At 41.2% G+C, this 15021-nt stretch carries 9 protein-coding genes; 3 read left to right on the forward strand and 6 right to left on the reverse strand.

The window, feature by feature from the left end:
- Positions 1–59 precede the first annotated feature (59 nt).
- Together V7K84_RS25090 and psbA are read left to right on the forward strand one after the other, a co-directional pair.
- A complete protein-coding gene (locus V7K84_RS25090; protein ID WP_334842040.1) occupies positions 60–1559 on the forward strand; it encodes an MBOAT family O-acyltransferase in 1500 nt (499 codons plus the stop codon).
- Positions 1560–1935: 376 nt separating this feature from the next.
- Positions 1936–3018 (forward strand): photosystem II q(b) protein, encoded by a 1083-nt coding sequence (gene psbA, locus V7K84_RS25095; protein ID WP_334842041.1) that lies wholly within the window; start codon positions 1936–1938, stop codon positions 3016–3018.
- A gap of 88 nt (positions 3019–3106) precedes the next feature.
- Here the strand turns inward: psbA and V7K84_RS34335 are convergent, their stop codons facing one another.
- A complete protein-coding gene (locus tag V7K84_RS34335; RefSeq protein WP_442940990.1) occupies positions 3107–3481 on the reverse strand; it encodes a PepSY domain-containing protein in 375 nt (124 codons plus the stop codon).
- Between the two features lie 218 nt (positions 3482–3699).
- On the reverse strand, positions 3700–4035 hold the full coding sequence (locus V7K84_RS25105; RefSeq protein WP_334842043.1) for a hypothetical protein: 336 nt from the start codon (positions 4033–4035) through the stop codon (positions 3700–3702).
- Positions 4036–4811: 776 nt separating this feature from the next.
- On the opposite strand from V7K84_RS25105, the gene V7K84_RS25110 reads away from it, so the two are divergent.
- Entirely contained in the window at positions 4812–5804 is a 993-nt protein-coding gene (locus tag V7K84_RS25110; RefSeq protein WP_334842044.1) for a metal ABC transporter solute-binding protein, Zn/Mn family, read from the forward strand.
- Positions 5805–6122: 318 nt separating this feature from the next.
- Here the strand turns inward: V7K84_RS25110 and V7K84_RS25115 are convergent, their stop codons facing one another.
- The 4 genes from V7K84_RS25115 to V7K84_RS25130 form a co-directional block, all read right to left on the reverse strand.
- On the reverse strand, positions 6123–6620 hold the full coding sequence (locus tag V7K84_RS25115; RefSeq protein ID WP_334842140.1) for a DUF427 domain-containing protein: 498 nt from the start codon (positions 6618–6620) through the stop codon (positions 6123–6125).
- A 109-nt stretch (positions 6621–6729) separates the two neighbouring features.
- Entirely contained in the window at positions 6730–8313 is a 1584-nt protein-coding gene (locus V7K84_RS25120) for an HlyD family efflux transporter periplasmic adaptor subunit (RefSeq protein ID WP_334842046.1), read from the reverse strand.
- A gap of 87 nt (positions 8314–8400) precedes the next feature.
- On the reverse strand, positions 8401–11412 hold the full coding sequence (locus V7K84_RS25125; protein ID WP_334842048.1) for a peptidase domain-containing ABC transporter: 3012 nt from the start codon (positions 11410–11412) through the stop codon (positions 8401–8403).
- Between the two features lie 820 nt (positions 11413–12232).
- A complete protein-coding gene (locus V7K84_RS25130; RefSeq protein ID WP_334842050.1) occupies positions 12233–14701 on the reverse strand; it encodes a putative Ig domain-containing protein in 2469 nt (822 codons plus the stop codon).
- Positions 14702–15021: the final 320 nt, after the last annotated feature.

The raw sequence follows: 15021 nt of genomic DNA on the forward strand, positions 1-15021 counted from the left end.
GGAGACAAAGAGACAAGGGAGATTACTAAAGCCAATGACTAATGACTAATGACTAAAAAATGAACTTTATATCAATTTTCTATGGGCTGTTCTTATTGAGTGTGTTAGGAATTTACTGGTCTTTAGCACAACATAAATTGCGATTGTGGACGCTGCTAATTGCCAGTCTAGTTTTTTATTCATCTTTGCACATCCAATACATACCATTACTATTAGCATTGACATTTATCAATTTCCGTATAGGGCTGGAAATTGGTAACAACACATCACCAGGAAAACATTCTCTTGACTGGCAAATTTCTAATGAAGAGTGGCAATTTGCTCAAGTTGATTGGAATCGTCGCCGTCTAAAGGTTTTGTGGGTGGGTATAATTTTAAATGTTTTACTGCTATTAGCTTTTAAGTATTTTACCCCTTTATTCAAGTTTGTTTTTCATGTCCAAACAAACTCACCAGATAGCTCTTTTAAATTAATTGCACCCTTGGGAATTTCATTTTTCACCTTTGAATGTATTGCTTATTTAATAGATGTTTATCGCGGTGCCCCTGCTACTGATAATTTTCTTAAATTTGCTACATACAAATTATTCTTTGCAAAACTGATTTCAGGGCCAATTACGCGCTATCACAACTTAGCAAATCAATTTAATACACTAGAATTACCTAGCACCAATAGAGTTGCTGAAGCGCTGTGGTTGATTGCTAGAGGCGCAGTCAAAAAAGGTATTTTTGCAGACCACTTGGGAATTTTTGTAGATTTATGTTTCGGTAATTTGCAACGGGCCGGTAGTACCGATTTGTGGTTAGCTACATTCGCATACGGCTTGCAGTTATATCTAGATTTCAACGGTTACGTAGACATTGCCCGTGGTAGTGCTATGCTTTTCGGCTTGGTTCTACCTGAAAATTTCGACTTTCCTTATTTCAGCACCAATATTTCCGAATTTTGGCGGCGCTGGCACATGACTCTCGGAGATTGGCTACGTAACTATGTCTACTTTCCTTTGGGTGGTTCCCGTCGAGGTTTAGTCCGTACCTGCTGGAATTTATTTCTTGTGATGCTAATCGCTGGTATCTGGCACGGTGCCGCTTTGGGTTATGTCGTTTGGGGTATACTCCACGGATTAGCTTTAGTGGTTCATCGACTTACAGATTCTATAAGCGATCGCTTTGAAAATCTAGAACAATTCTGGCAAAATCCTCTGGGTATCTTTGTCGCTTGGTTCTTAACTCAACTGATGGTTTTTACTTCTTGGATTTGGTTCCGTCTACCTAATCTTCAAGACTCTTCTTTGGTAATTCGGCATCTTTGGGGTTATCCGGCTGATGCCCAGTTTGCTGAAAAGGTCTATGTTGAAGCCTTAAATATGAGCCAATCCCAACTCGCTTGGGTACTTCTAGGTTTAGCTGCCCTTATGGCTGTAGTCTATGCATTCAATCGAATGCTGAAGTTAGAGTTTAACTGGCCCCTTAAGCTTGTCTTCGTCCCCCTATGTTTTTACGCTGTTTGGTTATTAGCTCCTGAAGGCAGTTTGCCCTACATCTACTTTGATTTTTAACTGAAACATCAGACAATATAGAGCTGAAACATCAGACAATATAGAGCTTATTATTTCGTTACAAATCAACAAGACTTAAAATGTTTTTCATCGGTTAATTGTAAAGAAGTGTAAAGGTAAATAACTAGGCGATCGCATCATTGAAAGTGATAGCTAGTGTGTTGTTAAAGTGGCTTAAGAAGCCTCAAATTATTACTTTGTATAGCTATTCTTTATAGTAGGAAAACTTTACAGTTCGATGAACTTGTTAAACAATTTTGTTACAGAATATTAAGTCACAGATCGCGTCCAAGTAAATTCATGTAGACTATATTTCAACAGGCGAAAATAAACTCCGCTTGTTCCATATTTAACAACCCATTGCACTTATAAAACCATGACCACAACCTTACAACGGCGCTCTGACGCTAACGTATGGGATCGCTTTTGCGAGTGGATCACAAGCACCGACAACCGTATTTACATTGGTTGGTTTGGTGTTCTCATGATCCCAACCCTACTAGCTGCTACAACTTGTTTCGTGATTGCTTTCATCGCTGCTCCTCCCGTGGACATCGACGGTATCCGCGAACCAGTTGCAGGTTCTTTGATCTACGGAAACAACATCATCTCCGGTGCAGTTGTTCCTTCTTCAAACGCCATCGGCTTGCACTTTTACCCAATCTGGGAAGCTGCTTCCTTAGATGAGTGGTTGTACAACGGCGGTCCTTACCAGTTGGTAGTTTTCCACTTCTTGATCGGTTGCGCTGCCTACCTTGGTCGTCAGTGGGAACTTTCTTACCGCTTAGGTATGCGTCCTTGGATCTGCGTAGCTTACAGTGCACCTTTGGCTTCCGCTACCGCAGTATTCTTGATCTACCCAATCGGTCAAGGTTCATTCTCTGATGGTATGCCTTTGGGTATCTCTGGAACCTTCAACTTCATGATTGTGTTCCAAGCAGAACATAACATCTTGATGCACCCCTTCCACATGTTAGGTGTGGCTGGTGTATTCGGCGGTTCCTTGTTCTCAGCAATGCACGGTTCTCTAGTAACTTCTTCCTTGGTGCGTGAAACCACCGAAACCGAATCCCTTAACTACGGTTACAAATTCGGTCAAGAAGAAGAAACCTACAACATCGTTGCAGCCCACGGCTACTTCGGTCGTTTGATCTTCCAATATGCTTCCTTCAACAACAGCCGTTCACTGCACTTCTTCCTCGCAGCTTGGCCTGTCGTCGGTATCTGGTTCACCGCTTTGGGTATAAGCACGATGGCATTCAACCTGAACGGTTTCAACTTCAACCAATCAGTTATTGACTCCCAAGGTCGCGTCATCAGCACCTGGGCAGACGTAATCAACCGCGCTAACTTGGGTATGGAAGTAATGCACGAGCGTAACGCTCACAACTTCCCCCTAGACTTAGCTGCTGGTGAAGTTAGACCTGTAGCAATGACTGCTCCTGCTATCAACGGTTAATTCTAAAGATTTAAGATTTAGCTAAATAAAAAGCGCCCTCCAGAAATGGAGGGCGCTTTTTTGTTGTAATTATTTTAAAACGGAGCGTTTAATAAATCCTGTAGGAGATTTTGTTCTTTTCTTTTGTTCTATAGCGATGCTTCCACATCACAAAGCCAGTAATGAACAAAATCAATGGTGCAAGTCCTACGAAGACGTAGAGTATGCGGGTAGGTAAGCCACCAAAAGTAGCAGAGGTACAAAAAAATTGAGGACGCGATCGCATCAGTTCCCGTTCTCCTGCTGTGTCGGGTTCTAACTTCAGCGCCATTAACTCTAAGCATTTTGCTTGCAAGTAAATATCTTTAATCAAACCGTGGAAAGGACAATTAACTATTTGATGCAAAATAATTTGCATTTCGGGTGTAGTTTGCCCGATACGAAAGTAGTTGAGAAAAGATATATTGTCAGTTTCTAGATACAACTGGAGTGATTTGGGTAGAAAATCTAAGCCACGAACTTCATGTCTGCAAAAAAATTGTTGGGGGTTGATTCCAACTTCTACGTGCAGAATGTGTTGACCTGCGCGTAAATTCGTAGCTTATTGATATTTTATTCTAATTATTATATGGCGATCGCTTAACTCGCCACGAATTTGAGCGTCGTTATACAGGAACCTATCCCACTAATAATTGACATAACTTATTTTGCGACTTTTCTTTTCCCAGATACTAACTCTAGCTTCGGAAAATAACGTTGCCAGATTTGCCGCCCTAGCAAAAGTAGACTGATAATTTGCCGCACTTGTTGAATTTGTATTTGTAGCGCTTGATTTCTCTGCCGTAAGTTATAAATATTCTGTTGGCTGAGATAAATATTTTCGGGTGCTTTATTCAGTGCTGCATTGGTACAATTTTCATAGGCGGTTAACCTATCTGCTATATATGCTAGCTGCTGCTTAAGTTGCCATACTCGCCAAGCCACATAGAGTAGTACCAGTGAAATCAGCGTGTTAATTATGACAACTAAAATTACCATTGTTTATCTTGACCAATATTAGCTTTGAGGAATTGTTCTATATACTTGATTTGGCTCTTATTTAATGATGAAGAAATTAAAGGATAAAATTTGTGGCACAAAGTACATCTCATCTGTATTCTGGCAATAAAAAGTAGTTAGATAATGCTCTAAGCGATATTGAAAGACTTTACTAGGTGAAAATTAGTGTAACAAAGGCTGATGGCTAAAAAATCGCCAATTTGCCAATTTTGTAACAATGATATGTCCACACCTCGCAAAACCACAGCTACAATTGCCTTAGATTCACGACTTGGTTTGCGAAATCAACCCGTATGCTCCATAAGCCCCATCATTACTACCTCCCACTCCTTAACCAGATAATCCTAGCCAATTTGAGAGCTTTGTGGGATGTAAGCACAATGGTATAGACCCTTCAACAGATGGTGAGAGAACTACACTACACTGCTTGGAGACTCCCCAGCATTGCCTTTATTATTGTGCTTCTACCTCATACTAGTTTTCCACTTTGTCGTGTGCAGTTAACTAATATTTTGCCTGTAAAAACCTCACTAGTGGTTCACTAACCAAAAATTGCTGGGTGTGGACTTGGGAAACAGATAAGTGATAGAGGAGAAAGTCTCTTAATTCCTCTTCCCTTAACCTTTACCCCTTTCTTTGCCGAAGGCTTGCCCCTCAGCCATTAACCTCTTCCCTGCTGAAGACTTTCTCCTGTATTTTACTAATACTTTACCAATAATGATTATCTTTTTTTATACATCCAGTAGGAGTTGAGGATGTCCAAAAAATCACCATTGAATAATTTCTTCCCAGCTATTCTTGCTGCCTTGACAATTGGATTTGTTGGGTGTGGAAATCAAGCTGTAAGAACTACATTCACTCAGACTAACACCCAGGGAAATGAGAATCTTCCCCAAGTTGTAGCGACTACAAGCGTACTGTGTGACTTAACCAGGCAGGTTGCTGGAAATACAGTTAACCTCACCTGCTTAATTTCTCCTACCGCCGACCCCCAATTTTATAAACCAAAACCGGAAGATCGTAAAGCCATTGAGCAAGCTAATCTTATTCTTTATAACGGCTACAATTTTGAACCAAATCTGATCGAGTTAATTAAAGCTACTAAAAACCCTACACGAAAAATAGCCGTCGCTCAACTGGCAGTACCTAAGCCACAAAAATTTCAGGCAGGTGGTAAAAATATAACCGATCCTCATGTTTGGCACAATACCAAAAATGCTATCAGAATGGTGGAGGTAATTAATAGTAATTTGAGAAAATTACAATCTAGTGATGCAGAGGCTTATAGCAGTAATACTAAAAAAATTACCAATGAACTCACTCAACTAGATAGCTGGATTAAGTCAAGAATTGCCAGTATTCCTACCAAAGAACGTAAGTTGGTTACAACCTCTGATGCACTGAGTTATTACGCCAAAGCATACCGTATTTCATTGGCAGGAGGATTGCAAAGTATTAATACTAACGAAAAACTGACGGCAGAACGAGTCAGCAATTTGGCTACCAACATTAAACGGGCTAAAGTATCAACGATTTTTACTGAGGTGGAAATCAATCCTAATTTGATTCAATCTGTAGCCACAGAAGCTGAAGTGAACATTTCTGACAGAAAGCTATATACTGAAGGACTTGGTGAACCAGAAAGCGACGCGGACACTTATCAGAAAATGATGATTGCCAATACACGCACAATTGTAGAAGGACTAGGAGGGACGTATTTGATGTTTGAAACGAAAGCTGCTAGGTAGCTAGAACATCAATTCAGTAATCCTAAAAACTCAGTTTATTAGTAGTAAGTTGGGTTGAGGAACGTAGCTTGCTTCCCGTTCGCGTAGCGTCCCGAAGGGAAGGGCAACCCAACATTTAATCCTTGTTTATGTTGGGTTTCACTGCCGTTCAACGCAACCTACATTGATAGATTTTATTATCCAAAATTAAAAATCGTCAGACTCAACGCTCACGACAAGTCCAAAATCTAAAATCGTTCGACTGAGCGTAGCCGTACCCCTCCGGGGAAGCAAGCTACGCGTAGCGTTCCGCAGGAAAGTCTAAAATCCCAAATCGATTTACCATCCCCAAGTACCAGGAGCGCCTTTAAATGGCCCAACAATATCATTGGTTATCCAACCACCGTAGAAGTTACCTGGTTGTGGTTGCACCTCTTCGCCATTAACGTAGCATTTATCCATTAAATGAGCATAAAAAGCTACATAGTCCTTGATGGATTCAAAGACTGGTGTGGGTTTGGGGTAGAACCAGGCAGCATTATGGACTTCTTTATCACCAACTCTGATTGTGTAGTAACTAGCACTTCCCTTCCACTCACAAAAGCTAGATTGCGGAGTCATCTGTAGATGTTCCATTTTGATATCCTCTGGGGGAATGTAGTAAGAAGGAGGATGACTAGTTTCTAAAACACGTTTGGGGCTGTGAGTATCTACAATTACTACTCCGTTAAAAATTATTTGGATATGTTTGGTTGTGTCCTCCAAAAGAGGAGGACGGGGATAATCCCAAACTGATTCTTGTCCGGGGGCAGGTTCGATGCGTTGAAAATTAACCATCATCAAGAGTGTTGAGTGCTGAGAGAGGAAAAAGTACTCAGTACTGATGTACTTAGTGAAGCAGCAAGCCTCCTTGTGGAGCCACTGCGGTCTTTTAACTCAACCCTCTTCATCGTACCTCTTTAAGAGCATCAACTTGCTTGGTAAACAACTCAGTGAATAAACTAAGCACAGTCCGTTCTTCGCGCACTTTTATATTGGCACTGATGGACATACCTGATTGCAAGTTAACTTTTTTGCCCTTAATCACTAGGGATTGTTTATCTAATGAGACTTTTGCCGGAAATCTGTAAAACTGATGGGTTTGGTCTGGCGGTAATGCGTCTGACCCGATCCCAGTCACTTCTCCCTTGATATCGCCAAATTCGCTGTAAGGAAAGGAGTCAATTCTGACATCTACTTTCATCCCTTTTCGCACAAACCCAATATCTTTGTTAGTGATGAAAACTTCAGCGATATAGTTTTCTTTGGGGACAATTTGCAACAGTTTTGTCGTTGGAGTTGCAACAAATCCAGGATTTTTTGCTTGCAAATCGAAAACTGTTCCAGCTACAGGTGCGCGAAGTTCTTGATATTTAACGTTTAACTGTGATTGAGATATTTTACTATTGACATCTGCCAAACGCTGCTCATTCTCCAGCACAACTTTCATGAATTGGCTATCGATTGTGGCAATCTGCTGTTTGTTCTGGGCTATCTTATCCAAAATGTTTTTATCAGAAACAGCTACCGTATTGCTTAACTCTTGTTGTCCTTTTTCTATATCAAACTGGAGGCGTTGCAGTTCTTCACCTAGTTGCGCTACTTCTGCGGTGCGATTTTGTACTTCTTGTTGCTGATTGAGATACTGAAGTTGAGAAATACCACCTTCTTCTGCTAATATCTTCAGCTTATTTAAAATCCCCTCTTGAATAGCTAAACTTGATTTACTATCTTCCAGCTTAATTTGATTTTGAATCAGTTGTTTTTTGGTCTTTTCTACTTCTAATCGTGCTGCGGAAGACCGAGAGTCTAATTCCCGTTTGGCAACTCGGAGAAGTTGTTGTTCATCAATTCCTACTCCAGAATCTTGACCAGAATTTTTTAATTGAGTGCGGAATAATTCATTTTCTGCTACTAATGCTGCCCGACTTTTCAACAGAAAAGCAGTTTCTTGTGGCAAGTTACCGCGCAAATATAACGCTTCAGATCCATTGGCAGTACTTGCATTCATCAATCGGCGATAAATCTGGTTTTCTTTCATTAATGCAAGGCGAATTTTATTCAAAGAATTTAATTCGGCAACAGAGGCTATAGAATCAAAAGTTAGCAGTAAATCACCTGGCTTCACTTCTTGTCCATCTTTTACATTAACTGTTTTCACTACTCCACTCACAGGAGCCTGAACTTCTTTGACTGTTCCTTGGGGTTTTAATTGCCCGGTTGCTGGCACTACTTGCTCAATTTTTGCAAAATAAGCCCAAGCAATTCCAAAGCAGGCTAGCCCCACTAGTGTAATCATGATTGTACGCGACCAAATTGGAGATTGGCGCAAGACAATAGATTGCTCAAATTCCAGATTGTTTAAGTTAGTTAAAGACTCTTGAGCAGCTTTTTGTTGTTTTGTCAGTACTTGTGAATCGTGCTTCACTCCATTTTTGTGATTGCCGTTTTTGTGATTGCCGTTGAGGTGATTCCCATTAAGTTGAGTCATAACGATTTTGGATTTTGGATTTTGACTTTTTTGTGGATTGGGCAATGTTTCCCGATGCCAAAAACCTTTGCCCTCAAGAATGACTAATTACAAGTTTACATCTTGTTGCTGATACAGGTAATAATAATGACCTTTAGTAGCCATTAATTCTTGATGGCTACCTTGTTCTATAACCCTGCTATTATCCATCACAACAATCATATCTGCATTACTGACGGTATTCAGTCGGTGGGTAATAAAAAATACTGTATCGCCCTTGAATGCTTTGGCTAAATTGAGACATATTTGCCGTTCTGTGGGATAGTCTAATGCGCTAGTTGCTTCGTCTAAAACTAATAATTTTGGTCGTTGTAAAACAGAACGAGCGATCGCAATTCTTTGTCGTTGTCCACCTGAAAGTGCAGAACCCCGTTCTCCCACCCGCGTGTTGTAACCGTTTGGTAAGTTCATGATAAACTCGTGGGCGCAGGCAACCTGAGCCGCTTCGATAATTTCTTCGGTTGTGGCATCGGGATTGGTTAGGGCAATATTTTCCTGAACGCTGCCGTCAAACAATAATGTTTCTTGGGGAACTACGCCAATTTGTCGTCGCAGGGAATAAAGTTCTACTTTGGCAATATCATAACCATCAATCAAAATTCTGCCGGACTCAGTTTCGTAAAGTCTCAGCAGTAATTTCATCATCGTACTTTTACCAGATCCACTTTGTCCGACAATGCCGACAAATTTCCCTGGCTCAAATTCGAGGTTGACATTAGAAAGTTGCAGAGGGCCACTCGTGCCAAACCGGAAGGAAACATTTTCATATTTCACTGCTCCCTTAATGGTAGGTAGAGGTATATTGTAGCGGTCTGTTTCTCCTTCTTGTGGGGTATCGACAATATCGCTTAAACGCTCTAGAGACAAGGCTGTTTCTTGGAAGCTTTGCCAGAGTTGAGCCAAACGTAATATTGGGCTGGTCACGTAACCCGATATAATCCTAAAAGCAATTAATTCGCCTAAAGTTAATTGTTGTTGCAGTACTAAATAAGCTCCTACCCACAAAACTAGTAAGCTGCTAAGTTTGTTGAGAAAGTTGCTAGTAGAATTGGCGAGGGTAGAAGTCACAACTGTTTTAAAACCAGCCGCGACAAATCGAGCGTAACGCTCTTGCCAGGAAAAGCGCGATCGCAATTCGATATTTTGCGCTTTTACTGTTTGAATGCCTGACATCACCTCCACTAAATAAGATTGAGTTTCGGCGTTGCGTTCGGCTTTGGCACGTAACTGTCTGCTAATGGTAGGAGAAGCAATTAAGGTGATTACGACAAACACAGGAATTGTGCTTAAGCCGACTAAGGTGAGTTGCCAACTATAAATCAGCATCACACCGATATAAACTACCGAGAATAGAGCATCTAACCCGACTGTTAAGGCAGTACCCGTGAGGAATTGGCGGATATTTTCTAGTTCGTTGATGCGAGTGGAAAGTTCACCCACCGGTCGGCGTTCAAAATAGCGCAGTGGTAGACGTAGTAAGTGGTCGATGATTTCCGACCCTAAACCCATATCGATCCGGTTAGTGGTATCGACAAATAGGTAGGTTCGTAAGGTAGTCAGCACTGCTTCAAATAGCCCGACTACTAATAGCAAAACCCCCAAAATATGTAGTGTGCCAATACTATTTTGAGTGATAACTTTGTCGATAATTAACTGAACGACTAGGGGATTTGCCAAGGCTGCCAACTGCACGAAAAAGGAAGCGACAAAGACCTCTATCAAGACTCGACGGTGCTTTGACAAATAAGGCAGAAACCACCGTAAACTAAAGCGTTCTTGGGGTGTTTGGTTGGTAGCAGTCAGCAGTAATACCCTAACTTTGGGCGGAAAGTCAGTTGGATCGACATCTAATTGTTCAACCAATTGAGCGGGTTTGCAGCGCACTATTCCTTTGGATGGAACACCCACAACCGCGGTATTGGCATCTACTTCATATAAAACGGCAAAATTATCACCGTAGCGAATTAGCGCAGGTGTCGGAATGCGCGTGACTGAAGCGACTGGTAACTCTATCAACTGCGCCTTCAGTCCGATTAACTCTGCCAAGTAAGCAGTAACTTGAAACGATATAGCCCCCTGACGTTTGACTTGCTCAGTTAAGATGCGGCGAACCACCTCTCGACGAAACGGCATTTCTAGGTGCTTCGCGATCATTTGGAAGCAGGCGAAGGCTGAATTTAGTTCTCCTTTACCGCCAAAAAATGGGTATTTCTGTTTTGATGAGTTCTTTGAATTTTGGGGGGCTGTCTGTGGAACTATTTCGTCTGATGCGTAGGGAATAATATCTAGCTCGTCAGCGCTATCTCTATCTACTCTGGTTTCAGTTACCGGAAGTTCTATCTCATGACTATCTTCTAAGATCAAATCTGACGGATGTATACCAAGCAACCGTGCGGGGTTTTGACCGATAACCTGAATTTTGTCTCTGTCATCGTCTGATTCTAGGCGATCGCCAGGTGAGAAATCCGTGACTGTACCACCGCCACTCACAAACCAAACGCTTTTGCTATCCAGTTGGTTGAATGAAGTTTTTCCGGAAGGGAGATAATGTATTTTTGCCTGGGGTAAGGCTTTTTCTGCCAGTTCTCTGAGATTTAAGGTAGCGATCGCTTGCTTTTGCCAATAAGAACCGAGAATATCGAAAACTTCTACCAAAGAACTGCGGTTCTTCCGAGCTTCGGCAAAAGCTGGGTATGAAGCCAAAAAGCTAAAATATGCTGTTGCACTCAAGGTTAAACATACTACTTCGGTAGAAGCGATCGCTGTTTCACAGGCGATATCGCGCAACAAACCAATTTCGCCAATAATTTCCCCTGGTTGCAGTAATTTTAGGGTGATTGGCATTTGCGTCTGGGGGTCGTATCCCAACAGGCGCACTTGTCCCTCATAAATTATGGTGATGTGTTCCGGGAGACTTTCTTTACCGATGATTTTCTGGCCTATGCGATAGCGCCAGGCTTGCAGTTGTTCTGATAGATTAGCGATCGCACCATCTGGCAACTGCTCAAACCCCTCTAGGGCGGTGAGAAATTCGGGAAAAGTGTTCTTAATATAAGTCATATAAAACAAGTAAAAGTGAGGAATTAAGTCGAAAATATTAAGGGCTATCTCTTTTACTAACAGTGGCAGTCTTTGGTTTTATGCCATCAGTGACAATACTTCTGCGGAATTCAGGTATTTAAATATGTAAAAGCACAGAGGACAAGTTCGTCTAATTGCAGACCTGTATTTATATCACACCGTTAAGATTGTTATGGGCTTTTCAAAATAAAGCATACTGTAAATAGATCGAGGACAAGTTATCACTTGGTTAATGCTACATAATTTATACAAAATTAAAATTAACATCTTAGTATTGCAACTATGCAAGATGGATACTTATCATCAAACCAAAACACATAAAGGTGGTTGTTAAATTTAGCGTTGTATATTTTAGTTTATGATAGTCAACATGAAAATATCACAGATGCATTCCTAAGTAAATACCCTAGTTAAGAATTATGTAATAAAAAAAACTTTAAATTTATGAATTATTTTTGACAAATTCTTGAATACAAGGATTGACAATAATATCACTAATGGCGAAAAACAGGAGCTTTCCTCGTTGAAAACCACCTATACCCTAATTATGAAATAGTTCTCCATCACTTTTTTGCTAGCTTAATTTAATAAAAATTAACTGGAAAAGTAAAGAGGAAGACTCTTTGTCACTCTAGAGGAATCAACTATTAAATTTATGAAGAAAAGACAACAAGTGCCTTCAGTAAATTTACTAATTTAATTAATAGCTAGTCCATCTCATCGCTATGCACAAAACAACCTCACCCCGCAACTAGGATGAGGTTGTTCGATTTTGCTAAGTAATTACTCGTCTTTGATACTAAGCAAGATTAACACTCAAATTGACCTGCACAATCACATCGTTGTAATCTTTATCACCACCATTGGCTAAATCTTCAAAACCAAAGGTGTTATTTCCCAATAATCGAATGTGATCTACCTTATCTGAATTAGCACCCAAGAATGTGAAGTAAACATTTTTATTAGCATTACCATTGAGAATTGCATCGGGTCTGCCATCCACAATAATAAATGGTGCAAACAAAGAATTCGGCTCGAAAGTGCCAGTGTAATTTGCAGTGCCTTGGTTGCCCACTGCCAAGTCAATGCCTGCAACACGCCCGCGCACAGCAGCTTCGGCGTAACCAGCCTGACCAACGAGAATATCTGCTGTACCATCACTGTTGGTGTCAATACCACCATTTTCATCAGCTACCTGATAGAAGCCGACAAAGTTATTGTAAGCTGCCTCTCTGTTGACTGCAAACTCAGCTGTTACCGATTGTGTCACACTCCGTAAATCAATCAGTTCGCCTTGATATTTGCCTTGCAGACCAGTACCTAAAGATACTTCTTGATTGGTTGGCTGAATATTCACTACCAAATTCTGAAAATTAAGAGAAAACCCTTGACCTTCTATGTCGTTATTTGTAGCTGAGGAAAAAAGCACACTTGAGAAGGGGGTTTTTCCAGACAGTACAGACTGAGTAGTACTGTTGGATACCAGATAAAATCTGAGTTTTGTATCAGAGTCGAATTCTAATATGTTTTTCAGGTCGGCAAGATTAAAACCATTAGGCAGATTGGCAAGAGCGGAGAAAACCACCTTTGAACGCAAAAGAGCCGCTTGCGTATAGCCTTCTGCACCAGGGGCTATGCCGTTAATCCTACCTTGTTCATCGTCAACAGTAAATACATTTAGTTCGTTCACCTCTTTAGAGGTGTTGTTTCTAATCTTGATTGAGAGTTTTCCTTTATCACCTTTAATGTTCAGCTTAGTCTTGACACTAAAAATATCGCCTGTAATTTGTGTCACTACAGCAGTATTGTCAGCAACCGCAAGTTTAAACACATCAGTGGCTTGCTCTCCAGCAACATCCTTAGCTATGACTTTGATGTTCAAGCTACCTACGTCCTCATTCTCAGGAGTACCACTGAAGGTAAGGGTAGTAGGATTGAAGTTCAACCAAGTAGGTAGTAGGTCATCATTTTCCAGGGTTGCAGTGTAGGTGAGGATGTCTCCAACATCCACATCGCTAAAGGTGTCAGTTGGGATGGTGAAATTGAAAAGTGTGTCTTCAGTAACTTGCTGATCTGCAATTTCTTTTACCAAGACTGGAGGATCGTTGACATTATTAATCGTGATTTTAAATACATCACTGGCTTGCTCTCCAGCAACATCTTGAGCGGTAACTTTGATGTTTATACTACCTACGTCCTGATTCTGAGGAGTGCCACTGAAGGTACGGGTAGTAGGATCGAACTTCAACCCATTTGGTAGAGGATCGTTGTTTTCTAAGGTTGCAGTGTAGGTGAGAATGTCTCCGATATCTGGATCGGTGAAAGTGCCATCTGGTACAATGAAACTGAAGAGAATACCTTGGGTGGCTTGTTGGTCTGCGATCGCCTTGGACAAGACTGGAGGAGTATCAACAGTAAGTTTAAACACATCACTGGCTGTTTCTCCAGTACCATCTTGAGCAGTAACTTTGATGTTTAGACTACCTACGTCCTGATTCTCAGGAGTGCCACTGAAAGTCTTGGTAGCAGCATTGAACTTCAATTGATTCGGCAAAGGCGTATCGTCGTCCAGAGTTGCAGTGTAGGTAAGGCTATCTCCGACATCTGGATCGGTGAAAATGTCATCTGGTACAGTGAAGCTGAAGAGAATACCTGGGGTGGCTCTTTGGTCTGCGATCGCCTTGGACAAGAGTGGAGCAGTTAGTACTGAAGCGTAGGCTGCCATTACTTTTGGCTGAAACGCCAGAGTAGGAACAATTGCCCCCGTAGAAACTTCCAGTTCCCAGTCACCACCTAATGCAGTACTCCCTGTTAAATCATCAGACGCCGCTACTACTGCACCTGTCAATTCACTCAGACGCTGTACAAATGCTTTACCTTGCTCTGTTTGCCCGACTTCGCAACCATACAACAGCAGTTGTGCATCTGCACTCAAAACATTTGCCCAGTCCATGAGTTGCCAAGCATAATGGTTGAGGGTTTCGTAGCTGAGTTGACTGTTCCCCAGATAAACTTGCCCTGGTGCGCCGTGAGAAACAATGTGTAGGCTGTTGATTTCCCGATGAGTTGCCAGGACTTGGCTAATTTGTTCAATGCCATTCTGGTCAGGGTCTAAGACTACAACAGAGGTGTTAGGCAATACACCTGCTATCAGACTTTGGTAGTTCTCAACCTGTGAGTCGATGAAAACTAAGTGAGTAGCAGGTATTTGCTCATACAAGTCTTGAGTTGGCTCTTTTGCGATCGCTATCGGGATAGTGTCTGACATAATTACTCTTATTAATTAATAGTTTTTTCGTGACAGCCATTACGTGTCATATCCTGTAAATCACGTAGAAACAGGATTTTTTTAGTATCGTAAAGGAGTCAATTATTAAACTTATATAAAAGGCTAATAGTTAACTCCAGTAAATTTACTGCCTAAACCTGCGGATCAATATTACCATTGCCATCGCAAATAGCATCATATTTGCCCATATTTGCCATCAACAATAATAAATAGTGCAAGCAGCGAAGCAGCTTTGAAAGTCGCGGTATAATTTGCTGTCCTTATTCACCGTCAAAAAATGCCTGTAACACGCCTACACA

The sequence above is a fragment of the Nostoc sp. genome, from assembly GCF_036917315.1.
Lineage (GTDB): Bacteria > Cyanobacteriota > Cyanobacteriia > Cyanobacteriales > Nostocaceae > Nostoc.